Origin of the sequence: Methylobacterium sp. NFXW15 (assembly GCF_049887755.1) — a bacterium.
Classification (GTDB): domain Bacteria; phylum Pseudomonadota; class Alphaproteobacteria; order Rhizobiales; family Beijerinckiaceae; genus Methylobacterium.
Genome location: NZ_JAGEKG010000003.1, coordinates 313,347 through 335,037, shown reverse-complemented (window position 1 = coordinate 335,037; position 21,691 = coordinate 313,347). Strand labels below are relative to the sequence as shown.

The following is a 21,691-nucleotide window of genomic DNA, read 5'->3' as shown; positions in this document are numbered from 1 at the left end:
GGACGGCCGAGGGAGGGAGGCGTGTAGTTCATAGGGATGCAGCCCGTTCGGGTGTCAGGCGGAAGCGCAAGAGGTCGAAGGCCGCGATCAAGTTGCCGCGCAAGCGGCCGCGCCGATCGACGTATGGTTCCGGAGACAACGACTTCACGAGATTGGCGGCGACGTTCCGACCAATCTGCCCGATGACCTGCCGCGTCGTCATCGTGCTCTTGCGGTGCATATAAACAGGATTCATGACCTGAGAGTAGCCGAATTTCAGTCCAGAGACCCGACCGCGTTTGACGCCGAGATGGGCACCGTAGGCTGCCCCCACCTTGAGGACACGTCCGCCACGCTTGGCAACTTGTGCGCCAAAGTCGCGATCCTCCAGCCATCCGTAAAGGACGAGCCTCTCATCGAAAAGCAGTCCTTGGATGGCCGCACAGCGGAAAGCCATGTTGCATCCATAGGGACTGAAATTCTCAATTACCCAATCAGTGGTGGAAGGATCGTGGGCGGTGACGCTGGCCACCGCAAATTCCTTGGAAAGCCCAGCACCGAGGATTCCGTCGACAACGACGTGCCCAGTGATGCAGGCGATTGTCGGGTCCGACTGGAAGGCCTGGGCAACGGTCTCGAGCCATCGCGGGTCGGGATAATAATCGTCATCGAAGAACGCAATGAGATCGGCGTTGTCCGGCAGCGCCTTGAGGATCCCGTTGCGCTGCCGCGGGAGGCCCGCAGCCGTGTAGATCACCTGCACGTCCGGATTCTCGGCGACGGCTCCTACATCCTCGGGCCCCGAACAGCAGACGATGATCCGCTGCGGTTTCAAAGTCTGCAATGCGAGATGGCCGAGCATCGCAGCGAGTTGGTCGGGCCGCCCTTTGGTCGCGACGCCAACGACGACACGGAGTGGCTCGGTTGCGGCTACGCTAGACATCTCGCCGCTCGACATCGTTCAACCCCCTTGAATTGAATGAAAAATCAAATTGCCCTGTGGCGAAGGCAATACATTTGTCATGCTCGGCAACACGCACACAGGGCCATCGCGAGATGTTGCCAAGCAACACTTGTCCGGGGCCGAGATTCGTCGTCAATCGAATTGACACACCAGCAGGACCTTGCGGGGATTCCCCTATCGGATTTTGATGCGGACTCACAGCTGGTCGAGCAAGTTGAGATAGGACTGCGCGGATGCGCGCCACGAGAAGAGCTTCACGCGTGCCAAGCCGCGACCCTTGAGGTCCTCCCGAAGGACGGAAGAGGCGATGAGGTTGCGAAAATGAACTTGCCAAGCAGGCCCGTCATCCGGGCCGGCAAGCAAGGCCGCGTCGCCGCAGATCTCCGGCATGCAGGATTGATCGGACGAGACGACCGGGCACCCGAGCGCCATGGCTTCCACCAATGGAATTCCGAACCCCTCTTGCCTAGACGGGAATGCGAGGCAAAGGGCACGGGAGTAGAGCCATGCGAGGTCGTCGTCCGACACGAAACCGAGCCGGTGGATGTTGGCAGCCTCTATGGACCCGATCTGCGCGAAGATCTCCGCGCTGCCGCCTGCCACCACGAGATCGAGCCCTAGGCTATCGAGGGCTTCGGCCTGCTGCAGGATGAAGGCGGCGTTCTTGTGCCGCGCTCGGCTCCCGAGAAGCAGCACAAAGGGCCGCAGGCCCGCGAGAGAAGACGCCAGTCTCGAGTTGGCTCCCTCCCAGCGGTAGACATGCTCATGTCCATTCGGGATAACTGCGACGTCCAAGGATGCGACGCCGAGGTGATGCTTGAGCATGCGGGCTGAGGCATTCGAGACGGTCGTGATCGCCATCGCCCGCCGGGCCAAGGCAGGGATCAACAGGTGATAGGCGGTACGGAAGGCGCGACTGTAACTGTCCGGCGCATCGAAGACGTTTGTATCATGGATGCAGACGATCTGCCGCCGAAGCGCCAGAGGACCCATGTTGCAAAGACTCAGTAAGGGCGCCGTCGCTCGGAGCGGCAGGAGTGTCTGTTCCCACAGATGCCCGCTTGCGCCGTTCACACTACGCACCTCGATCGCTGCAGAAGTCGGCGCTGCGTCGGCACCCGCTGGGATCAAGAGTTCGGCATGCTCTCCGCGATTGTCCAACTCCTGATCGATTTCGCGAACGATTTCACGTGCATACCGCTGCACACCCGTCACCGGTTGGCCATAGAAGCGGCCATTGATTGCAAAGCGCGGTGCCGCCGAGGACCCGATCCCGTTGCTGCGTGCCGCCGAGCGGTCCGACTTGCCCAATGTTTACGATCTCCTTCGCCGGTATGGACCACGCTATCGTCGCGAAACCGGAATTGATGTTCGTTGACGTACCGAACCTTTGGAAACCCCGCCACGTCGGTCGATGTCGGGAGATCCGTCAACGCCCTTCCGGCGCACCTCACGAGCGAAGCTCGCTATAAGGCCGTACGCTCATCAAGGCCGACAGCCTGTGACCTGTCGGAGGGTAGCACGGCGCGAGATGATCTCACTCCGACCATATGCGTTGCCGTGATCATGCCGAGGGCCGCGGCGGTGCTGATGCCGATATCGGGAATGGTTCCTGCAACCTGATACATGACGAGGGTCGGCAATAGGCCAAACTTGACCACCGTCGCGAACGTTTTCACCGCAGGCGGCGCCAAACGGGGCACAGCGAGAAGCTGCTGCGCAATGAAGCCGAACATGAGTATGGCACCGAGGATGCCGGTGCTGCCGAGGATCGAGATCGCCCAGTTCGAGACGCGGATCGAGCCGAGCCCGGCGCCCATGCCGCCCGAGTCAAGGAAAGCGTGCCAGCCGACACGGTTCCACATACTGCGCTCGGCGAAGGACGAGGTCGAGGCCTTCTGGAAAACCATCTTGTCGACCATGGTGATGATCGGATCGAAGAGCGTCGGCTTGATCATGAAGCCAACGAACGCCGAAAAAATCAGCAGAATAATCAGGCTGATTTCGAGATTGATCTGGTCCCGGCGCGGGTCACGGGGATCGAGCATGCGGATGAGGAGGTCGATCCCGTAGATTGCGACCAACACCCCGAAACCGACATAAGCGGTCGATGAGGTAGAAAGGATCGTCATCAACGTCAGCATGACCATCGTGACCACTAGCACGAGGGTCTCGGGACCCTTGCGAAAGAACGGTCGCATGAACAGTAGCATCGACAGCGTGCCGACGCAGATCGATCCGTAGACCGAAGCCTCCGGCATCAGCCCGACCACACGCTTGGCACCCTCGGCTTCGACCTCAGTGAGGAGCGCGTAGCTCGCGTTGCGGAACGGATCGAGGATGGCGCCGATACCAAGCGTGTACGTGATGAAATCTACGACGCCGGTCGCCACGAGGACGATGGCCCCACCCAGCAGCGCACGCTTGAAATGCTCCCGCGTCTCGTCCGTTTGGCCGATGATCGTGAAGCAGAGCGTCGTCCCGTAGGATAGGGCCATATAGCCCGACTGGGTGAAGTTACCGGCCCCCGGCTTCAAGACATCGGTTCCGAAGCGGAGCGCCGAAACCGGCACCACCTCAAACATGTTGGCGAAGACGCGTGGCATCACCTGTGCGCCGACAACGGCGTAAAGGAGGAAGGCCGAGAACAACGCAAGCCGTCGCGGATCCACGGCTGCTTCCAAAGCTCGCGTCGGGTTCCCCCGTTGAACCAACACCTTACAGGCCAACAACGCGGCGCAGGCCGATTGCGGCAGCAAAGTAGCACCTCCGCTGCCCGGCAGCATCTGAAGAGAGCCGAAGCAACCGGTGATAAACAACAAGTAGAGCAGGCTCGGTCCATTGGAGAAGACCGCAACGAGCATGAGGCCCCAGAGCAGGGCAGCGGGCCAAGACACAGCTGCCTCAGAAGTCCTTCAAGGGTTCACCAGAGGCACGAGCACCTCTCGTGCTACTCATCTGCGTATCGGCTGCGCGAGGATCCACGATCCGAGGAACCACCCGGACGACGTCACCCGGCTGCAGGAGGTCGTCGTCCTCTGCAGGAATCGTCTGAGCCTTTCCGGCATGCCGTCGAAGGATGAAGTATTCCGGCTTTGAATACGCCTCCGAGTTGCTCACGACCGTTGCAGGCGACCGGACCTGGGCTTGGTAGAGAAGGTTCTTCGCCCCTTCGAGCCGCGCGGTCACCTCGCTCAGCTTAATGCGGGTCTCGGCGGCTTCCTGCAGAGCCGCATTGCGACGCTGGTCCTTGATTTCGAGGATATCCCGATCGGCCCGGGAGATATCCTGGCGAGCCCGGATCACGGCGATCTGCACGTCGAGACGGTTCGACTCGAGGGTCGCGATAGTCTGCGAGGTCTCGATTTGGCGAGGCATGGCCGAAAGGCCCTTGCTGACCAAGCTCGAAATCCTGGCCAGCTCTTGCTTCATGATCTCGAGCTGCTCGCCCGTCGTCGAGTCCTTCGCGCTCAAGGACGCGATCTGGTCAGTGAGGTAATCCTTGTTCTTCTTGATGTTCACGATCTGCGCATCAAGGGAGGCGCGACGCGTTTCAAGGGCGAGACGCTCCTCATTCATGATCCGCGCGATCTCAGGCTCCTTGGCGCGGGATTCGAGCTCCGGCGGAAACGCGATGGGCTTTTCGCGCAGCTCAGCATCGAGGCGAGACTGCCTCGCCAGGAGCGCGAGGCGGTTCGTGACGTACTCTTGGATGTCGCCCTGCGCCTTCACAGCCTCGCGGACGAACTGCAGAAGGATATCCGTGGGAACCCGCTGAAGGCCGCCGGCAATGCTCACAGCCTGAAGGACGCTGAGTTGTGGGCGGTATTCATACTCGCCGGGCTTCTCCACGCTTCCCATGACATAGTATGGACGGTACTTCACGATCTGAACCGAGGCGTCGGGCTTGGTGGCCAATCCCGCTTTCGTCTTCAATCGTTCGGCGATGTCCGAGGCGACGTCCGTCGTGGTCCGCCCGTTTGCGTCGACTTCACCAATAATGGGCAACGCGATTCGCCCCGAGGCTCCTACGGTAAAGTCACCGTTGAACGCCTGCCACTGATACGCTTCGCCGGTCCCGGCACGCAAATCGGAGACCTTCACTTGAAGTTGGTCCTGCGGGCCGAGCTTGTAGGCCGCCTCGGCCATGGCTTGCCTGCCAGTCGAGCCCAGAAGGACGATGACGGCGGCCAAGCGCCAAATCCGATGATACGTCCTCATGCGACCCTCGCACGTTGAAATTTATTGGAGACGACGCCGGCCTTGAGCTTGCGCTTCGAGGACGGAGGGTTCGGCATGATGATGATCAATAAGCCGCTGACGCAGCCGAAAAGGATCATCATCGCCACGATAGGCACCATCTTTGGGTAGGCGGTGCCGAGCGGCTTGTTGGCGGGCCCAAGGAGGCGGACTTCCGCATCGGCGAGATTGCCTTCAGGAATTTCCCCGAAACGCATGCCCGCCTCAGCGGCGAGCATCTGTCCCTGAAGCTTCTCCAAACGGCGCTCAAGATACACCCCCCGCCGCTGCTCGCGGGCAAGGGCGCCGCGCAGTCGATAGGCGGCATAGGCGGAAGCGATCGAGTTCACGACCCGTGCGGCCTGCTCGGCGCTCTGGGCACGATAAGAGATCTCAATCACATAAGACAGGCTAAGCCGACGCGACCGCACCCGACCGGCGAAGGCATAAAACGCCTCTAGCGAATCATGACCAGATGCGACGAAGCGCTCGAGCCGCGCGATCTTATCGCCGATATAGGCCCAGAAGCCATCCGGTCCGTTGCGGATCTCGGGAGATTTGGCAAGCTCGAGTGCGTTGAATACGCGGTACAGCAACTGCTCAGAACGCAAGACCCGCAATTCGGTCTCGCACTGGACCGTATCCATCATGAATTGGTGGAAATGTCGCTCGTCCTCCGGGCCGTCGTTCACGATAACCCGCGGTTGCAGCAAAATCTGTGTCGTGGCGACATAGTCCGGTCGAAGAAGCTTTACGTAAGCCACCCCGCACAGCGCGAAGGCTCCAACCCAGATGACCAAGAAGACTCGCCGCGTCCAGACAAGGCCGATGGTCGCTGAAATCGAGGCGGATGCCTCCGAAAGGGGGCGAGCGCCGACCCAGATCTGAGCCGATGGTGCGGATTTGGGTCGGAGGCGAAAGCGGCTCATCCTGCCATCTCGCTAGGCCGAAGCCGACTTTCTGCGATCCAGGTGCAAGGTTCCCCCGTCGATCGTCCGCCCCGTGACAGGCATAGCTTTTCCATGCACCCGCATCCAGGCCTCCGCGACGGCCTGGCGCATCTGGCGCTCGAACCGGGCCGGATTGAACTGGCGGGCGTGCAGGACGATGTCCGCCGAATCGAGCGGCAGGCGCTCCAGGCGCTCGATGGCGTCGATCAGCGCATCCTCGCTCTGTTCGTCGAAGAACACACCGGTGCGCCCGTCCACCACCGTCTCGGTGGCGCCGCCGCGACCGAAGGCGACGACCGGACGACCGCTTGCCATCGCCTCCACCGGCACGATACCGAAATCCTCCTCGCCCGGGAAGATCAGGCCGCGGGCGCGGGCATAGTGATGGCGCAGCTGCGCGAAGGGCTGGGAGCCCAGCATCTCCACGGTCGGACCCGCGATCTGCCGCAGCTCGGCTAGCATCTCGCCGCCGCCGATCACCACGAGGCGCCGCCCCGTCCGGTTGAAGGCGCGCACGGCAATGTCGGGCCGCTTGTAGCGGACGAGCTCGCCCACCATCAGGTAATAATCGCCAACCTCTTCCGGCGCGACGGGCGCGAAGGCATCAATGTCCACCGGCGGATGCACAACGTCCGAATCCCGGCGGTAATACCGGCGGATTCGTGAGGCCACGGTGCTAGAATTCGCCACGAACCGATCAACCCGCGCGGCCGAGCTTTCGTCCCAGAGGCGGAGGTAGTGGGTCAGCAGGGGCATCGAAAGCTTGGCCAGCCGCCCGGCGCCCTCGCGGTAATCGTGGTACATGTTCCAAATATACCGCATCGGGGAATGGCAATAGCAGACATGCACTGCCCCCTCGGGCGGGACGATTCCCTTGGCCGGGCCGGATTCACTGCTGATGATCAGGTCGTAGCCCCGTAGATCGAGCTGCTCCAGGGCGAGCGGCATCAGCGGCAAATAGGACTTGTACATCCGCGGCGCGCGCGGAAGCTTGGCGATGAACGAGGTCTTGATGGTGTGCTTGCGGAGCTCCTCCGTGAGGATCTCCGGCACGACCACATGAGTGAAGATGTCCGCCTTGGGGTACATGCGCGCGAGGGCCTCGATGACTTTCTCGCCGCCTCGCATCCCCACCAGCCAATAGTGGATGATCGCGACGCGCATGCAGTCCTCCGGTTCCAGGTTCACGGGACATCGTACGCGCCGGGCCTGCCATCCGATGGCAGGCGTCGCGGAGACGGTTCAAAAGCCGAAGTCGCGGCGATGGCCCCAAGGACCCGCCATGACCTCCCAAACAAATTATATCAATCCGCCGCCATTACACAATCGAATGAACCGGCAAATTGAAAGATCGTTAACTCCAAAATCAGTTGGAGCCTTTAACTAACAAAACTGTCAGCACCGTCTTCACAACAAAGACTATATTGCCGCCGAAATTACGAGACTTGCGGAACAGTACCACCCCGTCGACGACCCCAATCGCTGGAGCGACGAAGGCGGGCGGCAACAGGAGAAACACGTAGACGGCGAACGCGATCCTCAAGTCGAAAGCAAGCTTGAGCGCCGGAGCGGCTCAAACCTAGCCCGTCCTCCGAACATAACTCGATCGAGATCGCTCTTGAGCGACGGGCAGCAAGGGTCAGATCGTGATGCAACCGACTGCCACCCTCTCCGGCACAGCTGGGAGCACCAATGTTTGCGAAGTCGAGGGTATCGATTGCCAGATTGCGCTGCACAATTCAAGTTTGATTCTGGGGCTTTTTGTCCGATTTTTTCGAATTTTCTATGGAACGCTTTTGTTAATCCTAAGATTTCAGGACTAAATTCTTTACACACGCGGCCGTTTGCAAGCGCGGCCAACGCCATAGTTAAGGTTCTTGTTGCGCCGCAATATCGGAAAGTCGACGGGGCGATCCGCCCCTTGGCGGAACTTCGGCCGTAGCCACCACCCATCACAAGCCGTGGTCATCATCATCGGCGATCGCCGATCGGACTGCCTGTGGCCGACGATTGAAAGGATCCCTCGGCCCCAACCAGGGGAGCATCCTCCGGCGCGCGGCCCGTCGTCGCGCGAATCAGCGGCGCCCAACTCGAGTCGCGGCAGTGACAGCCTTCACGCACGAGAAGGCAAGAATTGATCGTTTGAGGGGCTGATCACGACGCAGGGCGATCGCTCGCAGACCTACCGGTACTTCGAGATGCGGGCCGACCTTGCCGACGCCAAGGGTAGGATGCGTTCTGGCTCAAGCCCAACGCGTCGGCCCCAATCCCAACAACCTGCCGGACTGGCAGGAACTCGACGTGATCGAGCATGATGGGCCGACAATCAGGGTCGCTATCGCTGGATCCACGCCACGGATCCCGGGCCGACCAAGAACACCACTTCGGACCTGCACGTCTTCAGGAACAACCCAATGCAGGTAACAGGCGACCACACCAACGGAATGGACTGGCAAAGGACACGATCAGCTTCTACTTCGACGGCCCACTCATGGGGTCGAGGCCGACGCCATCGGACATGCATGGCCCGACGGAACTGCTGGCCAATCTGGCCACGCAGAACGACGCCGATGAGGCGGGCGTTCCGATGACAACGAGAATCGATTGCATCCGGGCTTACTCGAGCAACCCGAATTCAGTCGCCGTCAAGCAGCAGACCGTTTCGGCGCCGGACGGGAAGGATGTCTCCGCGCCGCTGAGATCCACCTCAGAGCGACCCGTTCTCGCGAGACGGCAATCTCGCCGCCAATCCTGACGTGGCGGCGGCGCATATGGACCCGCTTCAGCATTGTCTGGCGTTTGGACTCGCCGAAGGCCACCACCTTGCCTGACCGTCACAGGCTCGGACAAGCCCAGGCGCCTGTCCGAGCCGTCCGCGTCAGTACTTGCGCACCAGCGGGGCCGGGGCGGCCACGGGCGGGGCGCCGAACGCGTAGCGGAAGCCGACCGACACGATGTCCACGCTCGAATCGACCACGCCCGCGAAGGCGATGTTGCCGACGTTGTAGTCGCGCCCGAGGCCCGCCAGGATCCGCGACTTGTCGAGGAACAGGTGCGAATAGGCGAGGTTCAGCGTCAGCTGGTTGCTCCAGCGGTAGCTCGCGCCGACGTTCAGGCTGTAGCGGTCGCCGTCGGGCAGGCGCACCGACCGGTTGCTGAAGTCGATCGGCGAGGTCTCGTAGCCAAAGCCCGCACGCACCGTCAGGGCCGCGTTCACGTCGTACTCGCCGCCGATCGAGTAGTAGTAGCCGTCCTTGTAGTTCAGCGGCAGGTTGTTCACCGCCACGCCGAGCCGGTTCGATACGATGCCGACCGTGCCGAGCCTCGACCAGTTGTCCCATTCGAAGCCGAGGGACACGCGGGCCACCGGGCTCACCGCCTGGGTCAGGCCGACGCTGAGCTTCTCCGGCGTGTTGAGGTTCGCGCGCACCTGCCCGGCCAACGGTGCCAGGGCGAGGATCGGGACGCCGATCGAACCGTCGATATCGTGATGCACCGAGGAGCGGTAGCCGATGCCGAGCACCGTGCCCTCCCACGGGGTGATGGTGGCGCCAGCGGTGAAGCCGACACCCCAGGATTCGCCCTTCAGGAAGGAGCTGGGATAGGCTGCCGGGGGCAGGCCGGGGAGCGGCAGAGCCTGGCGCAGGGTCAGGCGGAAATACTCGATGTTCGGACCGGCGGCGACCGAGAGCCACTCGTTCACCTTGAAGCCGACGACCGGGTTGAAGGCCAGCGAGAAAATCCGCGACGAGCGACCATAGACCTCACCGGCCCAGACTTGGTTCGGCTTGGTGGTCAGGCCGAACGGCGCGCCGGTGGAAATGCCGAGCCACAGCCGGTCGTTGATCTGGTAGGAGCTCGCACCCGCAGGAAGCACCGCGCCCTGGCCGATATCGCCCGAGCCGCCGAGGCCCGCAAAGACCGGGTTGGTGCCGGTGGCCGGGGTGATGGTCGCCGAGGGACCGAGATAGGTGAGGTTCTGCTCGGTGACGAAGCCGGGCCGCATCGTGATGACGGCCGGGTTCCAGAACATCGACGACACGCCGCCGGAGCCTGCCGCCGCGCCCGCGAAGCCCAGCCCCTGGGCCTGCGTGCTCTGCTCCCGAAGCCCGAACGCGCCCGCGAAGGCGGCAGTGCCGCTCAGAAGCGTCGCCACCAGGGCTGCAGCGCCGACCCGGGCGCCAAGCATCGTCCTCATCCCGTTCCTCCCCAAGGACTTGATCTGGAAATCGCCCTTCGAGGGCTTGTTGTTGACGTGGTGAATATTCGGCCACCGATGAAAGACGCTCGGCGGAGCTGGATACGATCCGCAAAGCAGAACCGATTCCCGCAAGGTCAGCCGGAAAGTGTCGTGGCGTCCGGCCTTCCCTATAGGTGAGGACGCTGCCGAAAGCGGAATAAAAATGCAAGGCGGAATGGCGACGCTTACTGCCGGACGTCGGCCTTTTGGGCTGGATCTGCCGCGCTGTGACATTTTCACGTCATCGCGAGCGTGTCGCAACTCCTTCAGGCATTGGCACTATCGTGCGTCGCACCGGTGGGAACCGGCCTTGCGCGAACATGACGTATTGGCTTATAGGTTGACGTATACGTTAGCCCCGATGCACAGTCGGTTTTGGCTGATGGACGAGGACCCCAGAGAGGGTCGGGCCACGCGGAAGGAGGGGGACGATGGACGACGTTGGCGCCCTCGGACATGCCGGGCCGGAATTGACGCTTCGCGCGCTCCATGCCTACGGTGGCCTCGTCGACGAGAAGGCCCCCTGTGTCCGACCTGCTCTATACTGTGACACAGCTCGCCAACGACCTGGGTGTGACGGCGAGAACGGTCCGTTTCTACGAGGACAAGGGTCTGCTGAATCCGCAGCGGGTCGGAAATACACGGGTCTACACGCACCGGGACCGGGCGCGGCTCATCCTCATCCTGCGCGGCAAGCGGCTCGGCTTCACCCTGCGCGAGATCAAGGAATATCTCGATCTCTACGATGCCGACCCGACGCAGCAGGAACAGCTGCGCGCTCTGCTCAAGCGGGTTCAGAACCGCATCGACAGCCTGATCGAGCAGGAGAAGGCGCTCATCGAGACGCTCGCCGAACTGCGCGCCATCGAGCAGCAGGCGCAGGGCGCGCTGGCGCAGCAGCAGCGGGGCTCGGCGCGCCGGGCGCGCTAAGGCACGAAGCCTCTTCGCCGTCGCTCCACCGCCCTCCGTCATTGCGAGCGAAGCGAAGCAATCCAGGGATGCGCCGCCCCCTGGATCGTTCCGCTGCCCTGGATTGCTTCACTGCGTTCGCAATGACGGCTCAGCGAGCCGCTTTGTCGCGCGCTCCGCGCCTCGTCTTCCCCCACCATCGCGACCGTTCCGAGAGGACAGCATGACCAACGTGGTTATCGCGGGCTACGCACGCTCGCCCTTCACCCCGGCCAAGAAGGGCGCCCTCGCCCGGGTCCGTCCGGACGAGCTCGCCGCGCAGGTGGTGCGCCGCCTCGTCACCGAGGCGAACATCCCTTCGAAGGAGATCGAGGACCTGATCGTCGGCTGCGCCTTCCCCGAGGGCGAGCAGGGCTTCAACGTCGCCCGCCTGATCGGCCTGATGGCCGATCTCGACCTCAGCGTCGGCGGCGTCACGGTGAACCGGTTCTGCGGCTCGTCGATGCAGTCGGTCCACATGGCGGCGGGGCAGATCGCGCTGGGCGCGGGCGAGGCCTTCGTCTGCGCGGGCGTCGAGAGCATGAGCCGCGTGCCGATGATGGGCTTCAACCCCATGCCGAACCCGGCGCTGTATGAGAAGCGTCCCGGTGCCTACATGGGCATGGGCGACACCGCCGAGAACGTGGCCCGCCGGTGGGAGATTTCCCGCGCGGAACAGGAAGCCTTCGCGGTGGCGAGCCACCACAAGGCAGCCAAGGCCCAAGCCGATGGGCGGCTCGCCGCCGAGATCGTCCCGATCGCCACCAAGGGCGGCACCGTCGAGACCGATGGCTGCATCCGGGCGGATGCCAGCGCCGAAGGTCTCGCCGGGCTGAAGCCCGCCTTCCAGCAGGACGGCTCGGTCACTGCCGGCACCTCCTCGCCGCTGACCGATGGCGCCTCGGCGGTGCTCGTGTGCAGCGAGGGCTTCGCGAACCGCCACGGGCTGAAGCCGCTGGCGCGGATCGCCTCGGTCGCGGTCGCGGGCTGCGAGCCGGAGATCATGGGCATGGGTCCCGTGGTCGCCTCGCGCAAGGCGCTGGCCCGGGCAGGCATCGCCGCCGACGCGCTGAGCGTGGTCGAACTGAACGAGGCCTTCGCCTCCCAGGCGCTCGCCTGCATGCGCGATCTCGGCCTCGACGAAAGGATCGTCAACATCGACGGCGGCGCCATCGCGCTCGGCCACCCGCTCGGGGCCACGGGCGCGCGCATCGTCGGCAAGGCGGCCTCGCTCCTGTCCCGCGAGGGCGGCCGCTTCGCACTGGCCACCCAGTGCATCGGCGGCGGTCAGGGCATCGCCACCGTTCTGGAGCGCATCTGATGACCGGGATCCGCAAAGTCGCCGTCATCGGCGCCGGGGTCATGGGCTCCGGCATCGCCGCCCATGTCGCCAATGCCGGCGTGCCGGTGCTGCTCATGGACATCGTCCCCGAGGGCGCCGCCGACCGGAGCGCGCTCGCCAAGGGCGCCGTCGCGAAGATGCTCAAGACGGAGCCCGCGTCGTTCATGTCGCCGCGCGCCGCCAAGCTCGTGGAGACGCTGAACGTCGAGGACCATCTCGACCGCCTCAGCGAGGTCGATTGGATCATCGAAGTGGTGATCGAGCGCCTCGACGCGAAGCAGGCCCTCTACAAGCGCATCGACGCGGTACGCCGTCCGGGCACGGCGATCTCGTCCAACACCTCGACCATCCCCCTGGACGCGCTGGTCGAGGGCATGCCGGAGGCGTTCCGGCGCGACTTCCTCATCACCCACTTCTTCAACCCGCCGCGCTACATGCGTCTGCTCGAGATCGTGACGGGGCCGCAGACCGATCCGGCGCTCGCCCAGACCGTGGTGGACTTCGCCGACCGCAAGCTCGGCAAGAGCATCGTCCGCTGCAAGGACCGGCCGGGCTTCATCGCCAACCGCCTCGGCATCGTCTGGATCCAGAACGCTATCGCGGCGGCCGACGATCTCGGCGTCCCGGTGGAGGAAGCGGACGCGGTGATGGGCCGTCCCTTCGGCATCCCGAAGACCGGCGTGTTCGGCCTCGTGGATCTCGTCGGCCTCGACCTGATCCCGCACACCACCAAGAGCCTGCGGGCCGCCCTGCCCCCGGAGGACGCGTTCCACGCCACCTATCGCGAGATGCCGGTCATCACGAAGCTGATCGCGGACGGCTATACCGGCCGGAAGGGCAAGGGCGGCTTCTACCGTCTGAACCGGAAGGACGGTCAGAAGACCAAGGAGGCCATCGACCTCAAGACCGGCGAGTACAGGCCCTCCGCCAAGGCCGACCTGCCGACGCTGAAGGAGGCCAAAGGCCCGCGCGCCGTGCTCGACCTGAAGGGCCGCGTCGGTGACTACGCCTGGACGGTGATGGGCCCGACGCTGGCCTATGCCGCCGGGCTGGTGGGCGAGGCGAGCGACGAGGTTGCCGCCATCGATGAGGCCATGCGCCTCGGATACAACTGGAAGTGGGGTCCGTTCGAGCTGATCGATAAGATCGGCGGCGCCTACGTGGCCGAGCGGCTGGCGAAGGACGGCTATGCCGTCCCGCCGATCCTCGCCGGGCTCAACGGCCAGACCTTCTACCGGGTCGAGAACGGCCGTCGGCAGGTGCTCCAGGCCGAGGGCGGCTACAAGGACATCGTCCGCCCCGAGGGCGTGCTGCGGTTGGAGGACATCAAGCTGTCCGCCAAGCCGCTCCTCAAGAACGGTTCGGCGTCCCTGTGGGATATCGGCGACGGCGTGGTCTGCTTCGAGTTCACCTCGCAGTCGAACGCGTTGGACGAGCCAATCATGATCCTGCTCGGCAAGACCATCAAACTCGTCAAGGACAAGTACAAGGCGCTCGTGGTCTATAACGAGGGCTCGAACTTCTCGGTCGGCGCGAATCTGGGGCTGGCCCTGTTCGCCGCGAATATCGCCGCCTGGGGCGAGATCGAGAAGCTGGTCTCGGTGGGTCAGCAAACCTACGGCCAGTTGAAATACGCGCCCTTCCCCGTGGTCAGCGCCCCCGCCGGGATGGCGCTCGGCGGCGGCTGCGAGATCCTGCTCCACTCGGATGCGGTGCAGGCCCATGCCGAAACCTATATCGGTCTCGTGGAAGCCGGTGTCGGCCTCGTGCCCGCCTGGGGCGGCTGCAAGGAGATGCTGGCCCGCTGGCAAGCGTCGCCCAAGCTGCCGAAGGGGCCGATGCCCGCCGCCGCCAAGGTGTTCGAGACGGTCTCGACCGCCACGGTCGCCAAGTCGGCGGAGGAGGCCCGCGACCTCCTGTTCCTGCGCGAGAGCGACGGCATCACCATGAACCGCGACCGGCTGCTCGCCGACGCCAAGGCCAAGGCCCTGTCCCTGGTCGAGGGCTACGAGGCACCCAAGCCCGTCACCGTGACCCTGCCCGGCCCTGCGGGCGCGCTCGCCATGCGCATGGCGGCCGAGGGCTTCGCCCGGCGCGGCATCGCCACCAAGCACGACCTCGTCGTGGCGGGGGAATTGGCCTCGGTCCTCTCCGGGGGCGAGACCGACACCCTGGATGTCCTCGATGAGGACGCGATCCTCGAACTCGAACGCGACAGCTTCATGCGCCTCGTGCGGACCGAGGCGACCCTCGACCGCTTCGAGAGCGTCATCGAAACCGGTCGGCCGGTGAGGAACTGAAGGCCATGCAGACCTACAAGGCTCCCCTGCGCGACATGCGCTTCGTGCTGCAAGAGCTGCACGCCGACTTCGACACGAAGGGCCTGCCGGGCCTGGAGGACTTCACCCCCGACGTCGCCGACGCCATCCTTGAGGAAGCGGCCAAGTTCTGCACCGAGCGGCTGTTGCCGCTGAACGCCTCCGGTGACGAGGAAGGCTGCCGCCTGGAGAACGGGGTGGTGCGCACGCCGAAGGGCTTCCCCGAAGCCTACAGGGCGTTCCGGGAAGGCGGCTGGACCGCCATGGGCTCCGACCCCGCCTATGGCGGCCAGGGCCTGCCCGCAGGTATCAACAAGCTGGTCGAGGAGATGATTTGCTCGACCAACCTGTCCTTCGGACTCTATCCGGGCCTGAGCCACGGTGCCTATCAGGCGATTCAAGGCCATGCTTCGGAGGAGTTGAAGTCGGCTTACCTGCCGAAGCTCGTGGACGGTACATGGTCGGGCACGATGTGCCTGACCGAACCCCATTGCGGCACCGATCTCGGCCTCCTGCGGACCAAGGCCGTACCGCAGGGCGACGGCTCGTACGCGATCACCGGCTCGAAGATCTTCATCTCGGCGGGCGACCACGACCTCACCGAGAACATCATCCACCTCGTGCTGGCCAAGCTCCCCGACGCGCCGAAGGGCGTGAAGGGCATCAGCCTGTTCCTCGTGCCGAAGTTCCTGCCGCGCGCGGACGGCACGCCGGACGAGCGCAACGGCGTCACCTGCTCGGCGCTCGAGCACAAGATGGGCATCAAGGCCTCGGCCACCTGCCAGATGTCCTTCGATGATGCCAAGGGCTGGCTCGTCGGCGAGCCGCACAAGGGCATGCGCGCGATGTTCACGATGATGAACAGCGAGCGCCTATCGGTGGGCATCCAGGGGCTGGGCGCGGGCGAGGCCGCTTATCAGGGCGCCGTCGCCTACGCGAAGGAGCGGCTTCAGGGCCGGTCCCTCGTGGGCGCCAAGCGGCCCGATCTCGCCGCCGACCCGATCATCGTCCACCCGGACGTGCGCCGGATGCTGATGACGATCCGCGCCTACAACGAGGGCTGCCGGGCGCTCGGCGCCTGGGTCGCCCGCAGCCTCGACGTGATGGAGCGCCATCCCGATCCGGCCGAGCGCCGCCGGGCGGAGGATTTCTCCGCGCTGATGACGCCGATCGTGAAGGCGCTGTTCACCGATCTCGGCTTCGAATCGGCGAGCATCGGCATGCAGGTCTATGGCGGCCACGGCTTCATCCGCGACCACGGTATGGAGCAGTATGTCCGCGATGCCCGGATCTCGATGATCTACGAGGGCACCAACGGCGTGCAGGCCCTCGACCTCGTCGGGCGCAAGCTTCCGGCCCATGCCGGGCGGTTCCTCCGCAGCTTCTTCCATCCGATGCTCGCCGCCCTGGACGAGGCGATCGAGGACGACGATCTCGCGCCCCTCGCCCAGCCCCTGTCGAAGGCCTTCGGCGCGCTGCAACTCGCCACGGCCCACATCGCGCAGAAGGGGTTGAAGGATCCGGAGGAGGCGGGCGCCGCCGCCACCGAGTACCTGCGTCTCTTCGGGCTGGTGGCGCTCGGCTACATGTGGCTGCGCTCGGCCAAGGTCGCCCACACCGCCCTCCGAGCCGGGACCGACGAGCGAGACTTCTACGAGGCGAAGCTCACCACGGCGCGGTTCTACATGGAACGCATCCTGCCTCAGGTGGCGGGCCTGCTGGCCGGCGTGAAGGCGGGCAAGGGCGCGATGATGGCCCTCGACGAGGCGATGTTCTGACGAACGCTGCCGTCATTGCGAGCGAAGCGAAGCAAACCAGGGCAACGGGACATCGCCGACCGTGGCGCCGCCCCTGGATTGCTTCGCTCACGCTCGCAATGACGGTGTGTTGATACGGTAAGGAGTGACACGAATGGCGGATGTCGGAACCCTGGTCGAGGCGATCGAGGAGCGCTCTGACGCGCTGAGCACCCTCGGCTACAAGGTGCGGTTCGACCTGACCGATGGCGGCAGCATCCTCGTGGATGCGACCGGCAGCAGCGTCGCCGTGTCCACCGCCGAGGGGGCCGAGGCCGATACGGTGATGAAGCTCAGCTCCGACAACCTGCTGAAGCTGATCAACGGCAAGTTGAGCCCGATGATGGCCTTCTCCACCGGGCGCCTGAAGGTCCAGGGCTCGCAGGGCGTGGCGATGAAGCTCGCCGGGCTGCTCGACGCCTGACTTTGCCCACCGCCGTCCTTGCGAGCGCCAGCGAAGCAACCCATGGGCGGCGGGCCATCTCAGGATGTCGCGGTCCCTGGATGGCTTCGCTCCGCTCGCAAAGACGGTTCAAGCCACTCAACCCCGCGCCCACTCCCGGAGGTCCGTGACGAACAGGTCGGGGACCTCCATCGCCGCGAAATGCCCGCCGCGCGGCATGTCCCGCCAGCGGGTCACGGCATAGCCACGTTCCACCCACTCGCGCGGCGGCGCGACGGTGCGAGGGTCGGGATAGGCGGCGAAGGCGGTCGGCACCGTGATGCAGGTGCCGGAGGGCATCCGCCGCGCGCCCTCCTCCCGTGCCCCGGCATAATACCAAGTGGCCGTCCCGAAGGCATCGGTCGCTAGGTAGAACAGGGCATTGGTGAGGAGCCGGTCCTTCGAGAACACATCCTCGAAGGACCGCTCGCGCAGGTCGGCCCAATCGTGGAAGCGCTCCACCAGCCATGCGAGCTGCGCCACCGGCTCGTCGGCCATGGCGTAATTCAGCGAGAGCGGCTTCGTGCCCTGCAAATCCGCATAGGCGCCGAGGCGGCCTTGAGCGTCCAAGGCGGCCTTGCGCCAAGCCTTTTCCGTCTCGGTTCCGGCCTCCGCATCGGGCTGGACCAGCAGGTAGTTGAGGTGGATCGCCTTCACGCTCGCGGCATGGTCGAGGGCGAGCCACGCGGTGACGCCCGCGCCCCAATCACCGCCCTGCGCGTGATAGCGCGGATAGCCCAGTTCCTCGCGCATCAGCGTGTCGAACAGCCGCGCGGTCGTGCGCGGGCCGAGGGGCGCCGTCGGCTTGCCGGAAAAGCCGAAGCCCGGCAGCGCAGGCACCACCACGTCGAACGCGTCCTCCGCCCGGCCCCCGTGGCGCGAGGGGAAGGCCAGCGGCTCGATAACGTCCCAGAACTCGTAGACCGAGCCCGGCCAGCCATGGGTGAGGAGGAGCGGGCGTCGGCCCCGCGCCTCACCCACGACGTGAACGACATGGATGTCGAGATCCTCGATCCGCGCCATGGCGTGCGGGAAGCGGTTCAATTCGGCCGCGGCGGCCTCGACATCGAACCCGTCGCGCCAATACGCAACGAGGCCCGCGAGACAATCCGGGTCGCAGCCATAGCGCCAGCCGGCGCCCTCGGGCAGGCGGGGCGTCCGGTACGCGGCGAAGCGGTCGTGCAGCCAAGCGAGCCGGTCCGCATCCCAGGCGAGGGTGAAAGGGCGCATCTCGTATCCTTGTCGGCTTTGCAGAGGGGAACCTGGGGCGGGCGGCCGGGCCGCACAGGGTTGCGCCGTCACGGTTTCGCCGAAGGGCAGCGCCATGGAACCCGCCCCGCCTCGCGAACCGAAGCCGTGCCCATGTCCCTACCGCGCCTCCTCGCCGTCCTGGCGTTCCTGGGCTTCGCGACCGTGGCGCGGGCCGACGAGCCGGTGCTCCAGACGATCGACGCGGCCAATACCCGCTACTCTCCGCTCGCTCAGATCGATGCGGGCAACGTATCCCGCCTCAAGGTGGCCTGGACCTTCTCGACGGGGGTGCTGCGCGGCCATGAGGGCGCGCCGATCGTGGTCGGCTCGGTGATGTATGTGCACACGCCGTTCCCGAACACCGTCTACGCCCTGGACCTCGCCCATGAGGGCAAGATCCTCTGGCGCTACACCCCGCGCCAGGATCCGAGCGTGATCGCGGTGATGTGCTGCGACACGGTCCATCGCGGCCTCGCCTACGCGAACGGTCGGCTGTTCCTTCAGCAAGCGGATACGACGCTGGTCGCCCTCGATCCGGCGACGGGCAAGGTGCTGTGGTCCGTCAAGAACGGTGATCCCGGCCGGGGCGAGACCAACACCGCCACCGTCCTACCGGTGAAGGACGAACTGATCGTCGGCCTTTCCGGCGGCGAGTACGGCGCCCGCTGTCCTGTCACCGCCTACGATCAGGCGACCGGCCAGCGGCGCTGGCGGGCCTATGCCGTGGGGCCGGATTCCGACATCCTGTTCGATCCCGAGAAGACCACCTCGCTCGGCAGGCCGGTCGGCAAGGATTCCTCCCTGAAGACGTGGGAGGGCGACCAATGGATGACCGGCGGCGGCTGCGCCTGGGGCTGGTTCTCCTACGATCCGGCCCTGAACTTCGTCTATTACGGGACGAGCAACCCCTCGACCTGGAACCCGGCCCAGCGCCCCGGCGACAACAGTTGGGCCGAGGCGATCATCGCCCGCGACGCCGACACGGGGGTGGCGCGCTGGGTCTACCAGATGACGCCCCACGACCAGTGGGACTTCGACGGCGTCAACGAGATGATCCTCACCGAGCAGACGATCGGCGGGGAGCGTCGCAAGGTGCTGACGCATTTCGACCGCAACGGCTTCGGCTACACCCTCGACCGGGCCACGGGAGCGCTGCTCGTTGCGGAGAAGTTCGATCCGACCGTCAACTGGGCGTCCCGGATCGAGCAGGATGCCGGGAAGCCCGGCTACGGGCGGCCGGTGCTCGACCCGCGCTTCGCCCCCGAGGAGAAGGGCGAGGAGGAGACGACGACCGGCATCTGCCCCGGGGCGCTGGGCACCAAGAACCAGCAGCCCGCCGCCTACTCGCCGCAGACCGGCCTGTTCTACGTGCCAACCAACCACATGTGCATGGATTACGAGCCGTTTCGCGTGAACTACGTGCCCGGCCAGCCCTATGTCGGCGCGACCCTGACCCTCCATCCGCCGGAGGGCGAGAGCCATACCGGCGCCTTCCTGGCCTGGGACGCGGCGAAGGGCCGGATCCTCTGGTCGAAACCGGAGCCCTTCTCGGTCTGGTCCGGGGCGCTGGCGACAGCGGGGGGCGTGGTCTTCTACGGCACGCTCGAAGGCTACCTGAAGGCCGTGGATGCGCGCGACGGGCGCGAACTCTACCGCTTCAAGACGCCCTCGGGGATCGTCGGCAACGTCACCACCTACATGTTCGGCGGACGGCAATACGTGGCGGTGCTCTCGGGCGTCGGCGGATGGGCCGGGATCGGCCTCGCCGCCGGCCTCACCGACCCCGCCGATGGATCGGGCGCGGTCGGCGGCTACGCCTCACTCGCGGATTACACCGCCACGGGCGGCCAACTCACCGTGTTCGAACGGGGCGAATGAGGCGGGCGCCTATTCGGCCGCCATCGGCAGCGGCAGCGCCTTCGTACCCGGGAAGCCCTCCTCGATCGGCAGGCCGGGGTCGCGGGACCACTCGTTCCACGAGCCGAAATAGAGCTTCACGTCCTTGATGCCCGCTTCCTTCAGGGCCACCAGCGTGTTCGAGGCCCGCGCGCCCTTGAAGCAGTAGAGCACCACGGGCGTGTCCGCATCGATGCCGACCGTGGCGCATTCGGCAAGGATTTCCTCTTTCGCCTTCAACATCTTGCCGGCGGGCGTCGGCTTCATCATCCGGTACCACTCGATCCAGCGGGCGCCGGGGATGCGGCCCTTCCGGGGGCAGAAATCCTTGCCATAGGGCGATGAGGACGTGCCGACCCACTCGTCCACGTCGCGGGTATCGAGCTTCACGACGGCCGGATCCGCCACGGCCATCTTCATGTCCTCGAGATCCACGAAGAGCGACGCCGCCGCCGGATCGACCGGGAAGGTCTTGGGGCTCGGCGCGGTCACCTCGTCCGTCACCGGCTTGCCCTCCGCTGTCCAGGCCGAGAACCCGCCATGCAGGATCTTGACCTTCGGGTAGCCGAGATAGGTCAGCAGGGTCCAACCCCGGCAGGATTGGCCGAAGCCCGTATCCATCGAGGCTTCGTAGATCACGGCGGTCTCGTCGCCGCCGAGGCCCGCCGCGCCGAAGGTCTCGGCGAACTTGTCCTTCATCGCCACCACGCCCTCCGGCGTCGTGGTGGCGAGGTAGGTGAAGACGTCGTGGATGTTGACCGCCCCCGCGATGTGCCCCGCCGCGTAGGCGGCCGGGGCCCGCGTATCGATGGGCACGATGCCGCCCGACGCCATCATCGCCTCGAGTTCGGACGGAGAGATCAGCACGCTCTCGTTCATCCCATACCTCCCGGTCGATCGCCGAAGGCAAAGATCGGTCAGCGCCAGGCTTTCACCCAGGCCAAGATCCATCGGCGCATGGTCAGCGCCGGGCGATCTGCTTTCAGAGTGCGCGCGGTTACTGCGCCCAGCAAGATGATCCTCGCCCAAATAAGGGGCGGCATCCGGCCAAAGATGCGGCAAGCTGCGACGCTCTTTTGCGGTCCGCTCAGTCCTTCGGCTTGGCCCGGACATAACCGCAGGAGATCTGCCGCCCGCGCTCGCGAATCGCGGCGTCGGCGACGTGCAGATCGGCCAACGCATCCTCGATGGCATGGACCAGGGCGGCCCAGCCATCGCGGGCATGAGCCCGGTAATAGGCGAGCGCGATGGTCTCCGCCTCGGTAGGCGTCCAGACCGGCGCAGGCGACTCGCTCGACAGTCCTCGCATCCCGCTCAACCTCCGCT

General features: G+C 65.2%; 16 protein-coding genes. 6 read left to right on the top strand and 10 right to left on the bottom strand.

Features of this window, described 5'->3' with window-relative positions; genetic code table 11:
* Window positions 1–28: 28 nt before the first annotated feature.
* From J4O73_RS08710 to J4O73_RS08680, 7 genes are all read right to left on the bottom strand, one after another.
* The gene (locus J4O73_RS08710) at window positions 29–937 is read right to left on the bottom strand and encodes a glycosyltransferase family 2 protein (protein ID WP_426216461.1); all 909 of its coding nucleotides are present in this window, start codon (window positions 935–937) and stop codon (window positions 29–31) included.
* A gap of 201 nt (window positions 938–1,138) precedes the next feature.
* Window positions 1,139–2,254, bottom strand: a complete 1,116-nt coding sequence (locus J4O73_RS08705) for a glycosyltransferase family 4 protein (RefSeq protein ID WP_426216459.1) — start codon at window positions 2,252–2,254, stop codon at window positions 1,139–1,141.
* 155 nt (window positions 2,255–2,409) lie between these two features.
* The gene (locus tag J4O73_RS08700; protein ID WP_426216457.1) at window positions 2,410–3,807 is read right to left on the bottom strand and encodes a hypothetical protein; all 1,398 of its coding nucleotides are present in this window, start codon (window positions 3,805–3,807) and stop codon (window positions 2,410–2,412) included.
* Between the two features lie 40 nt (window positions 3,808–3,847).
* A complete protein-coding gene (locus J4O73_RS08695) occupies window positions 3,848–5,137 on the bottom strand; it encodes a polysaccharide biosynthesis/export family protein (protein ID WP_426216455.1) in 1,290 nt (429 codons plus the stop codon).
* Between the two features lie 23 nt (window positions 5,138–5,160).
* The gene (locus J4O73_RS08690) at window positions 5,161–6,111 is read right to left on the bottom strand and encodes a Wzz/FepE/Etk N-terminal domain-containing protein (RefSeq protein ID WP_426216453.1); all 951 of its coding nucleotides are present in this window, start codon (window positions 6,109–6,111) and stop codon (window positions 5,161–5,163) included.
* Window positions 6,112–6,123: 12 nt separating this feature from the next.
* On the bottom strand, window positions 6,124–7,296 hold the full coding sequence (locus J4O73_RS08685; RefSeq protein WP_426216451.1) for a glycosyltransferase: 1,173 nt from the start codon (window positions 7,294–7,296) through the stop codon (window positions 6,124–6,126).
* A 1,714-nt stretch (window positions 7,297–9,010) separates the two neighbouring features.
* Window positions 9,011–10,321 (bottom strand): OmpP1/FadL family transporter, encoded by a 1,311-nt coding sequence (locus J4O73_RS08680; RefSeq protein ID WP_426216872.1) that lies wholly within the window; start codon window positions 10,319–10,321, stop codon window positions 9,011–9,013.
* Window positions 10,322–10,897: 576 nt separating this feature from the next.
* On the opposite strand from J4O73_RS08680, the gene J4O73_RS08675 reads away from it, so the two are divergent.
* The 5 genes from J4O73_RS08675 (at window position 10,898) to J4O73_RS08655 (ending at window position 17,200) form a co-directional block, all read left to right on the top strand.
* Window positions 10,898–11,302: a MerR family transcriptional regulator gene (locus tag J4O73_RS08675; protein WP_426216449.1), complete on the top strand. Its 405-nt coding sequence runs from the start codon at window positions 10,898–10,900 to the stop codon at window positions 11,300–11,302.
* Between the two features lie 202 nt (window positions 11,303–11,504).
* A complete protein-coding gene (locus tag J4O73_RS08670) occupies window positions 11,505–12,641 on the top strand; it encodes a thiolase family protein (protein WP_426216447.1) in 1,137 nt (378 codons plus the stop codon).
* A complete protein-coding gene (locus J4O73_RS08665) occupies window positions 12,641–14,962 on the top strand; it encodes a 3-hydroxyacyl-CoA dehydrogenase NAD-binding domain-containing protein (protein WP_426216445.1) in 2,322 nt (773 codons plus the stop codon). The genes J4O73_RS08670 and J4O73_RS08665 overlap by 1 nt, the downstream gene beginning before the upstream one ends.
* A gap of 5 nt (window positions 14,963–14,967) precedes the next feature.
* Window positions 14,968–16,758, top strand: coding sequence for an acyl-CoA dehydrogenase C-terminal domain-containing protein (locus J4O73_RS08660; RefSeq protein ID WP_426216444.1), 1,791 nt, complete (start codon window positions 14,968–14,970; stop codon window positions 16,756–16,758).
* A gap of 133 nt (window positions 16,759–16,891) precedes the next feature.
* Complete coding sequence (locus J4O73_RS08655) at window positions 16,892–17,200, top strand: SCP2 sterol-binding domain-containing protein (RefSeq protein WP_426216442.1); 309 nt, start codon at window positions 16,892–16,894, stop codon at window positions 17,198–17,200.
* A gap of 117 nt (window positions 17,201–17,317) precedes the next feature.
* On the opposite strand, the gene J4O73_RS08650 is transcribed toward J4O73_RS08655, so the two are convergent.
* On the bottom strand, window positions 17,318–18,448 hold the full coding sequence (locus J4O73_RS08650; protein ID WP_426216440.1) for an epoxide hydrolase family protein: 1,131 nt from the start codon (window positions 18,446–18,448) through the stop codon (window positions 17,318–17,320).
* Window positions 18,449–18,580: 132 nt separating this feature from the next.
* On the opposite strand from J4O73_RS08650, the gene J4O73_RS08645 reads away from it, so the two are divergent.
* The gene (locus tag J4O73_RS08645; RefSeq protein ID WP_426216438.1) at window positions 18,581–20,347 is read left to right on the top strand and encodes a methanol/ethanol family PQQ-dependent dehydrogenase; all 1,767 of its coding nucleotides are present in this window, start codon (window positions 18,581–18,583) and stop codon (window positions 20,345–20,347) included.
* 9 nt (window positions 20,348–20,356) lie between these two features.
* Here J4O73_RS08645 and J4O73_RS08640 read toward each other — a convergent pair whose 3' ends face one another.
* Both J4O73_RS08640 and J4O73_RS08635 read right to left on the bottom strand, forming a co-directional pair.
* Entirely contained in the window at window positions 20,357–21,244 is an 888-nt protein-coding gene (locus J4O73_RS08640; protein WP_426216437.1) for a sulfurtransferase, read from the bottom strand.
* A 208-nt stretch (window positions 21,245–21,452) separates the two neighbouring features.
* Window positions 21,453–21,674: a hypothetical protein gene (locus J4O73_RS08635; RefSeq protein WP_426216436.1), complete on the bottom strand. Its 222-nt coding sequence runs from the start codon at window positions 21,672–21,674 to the stop codon at window positions 21,453–21,455.
* Window positions 21,675–21,691: the final 17 nt, after the last annotated feature.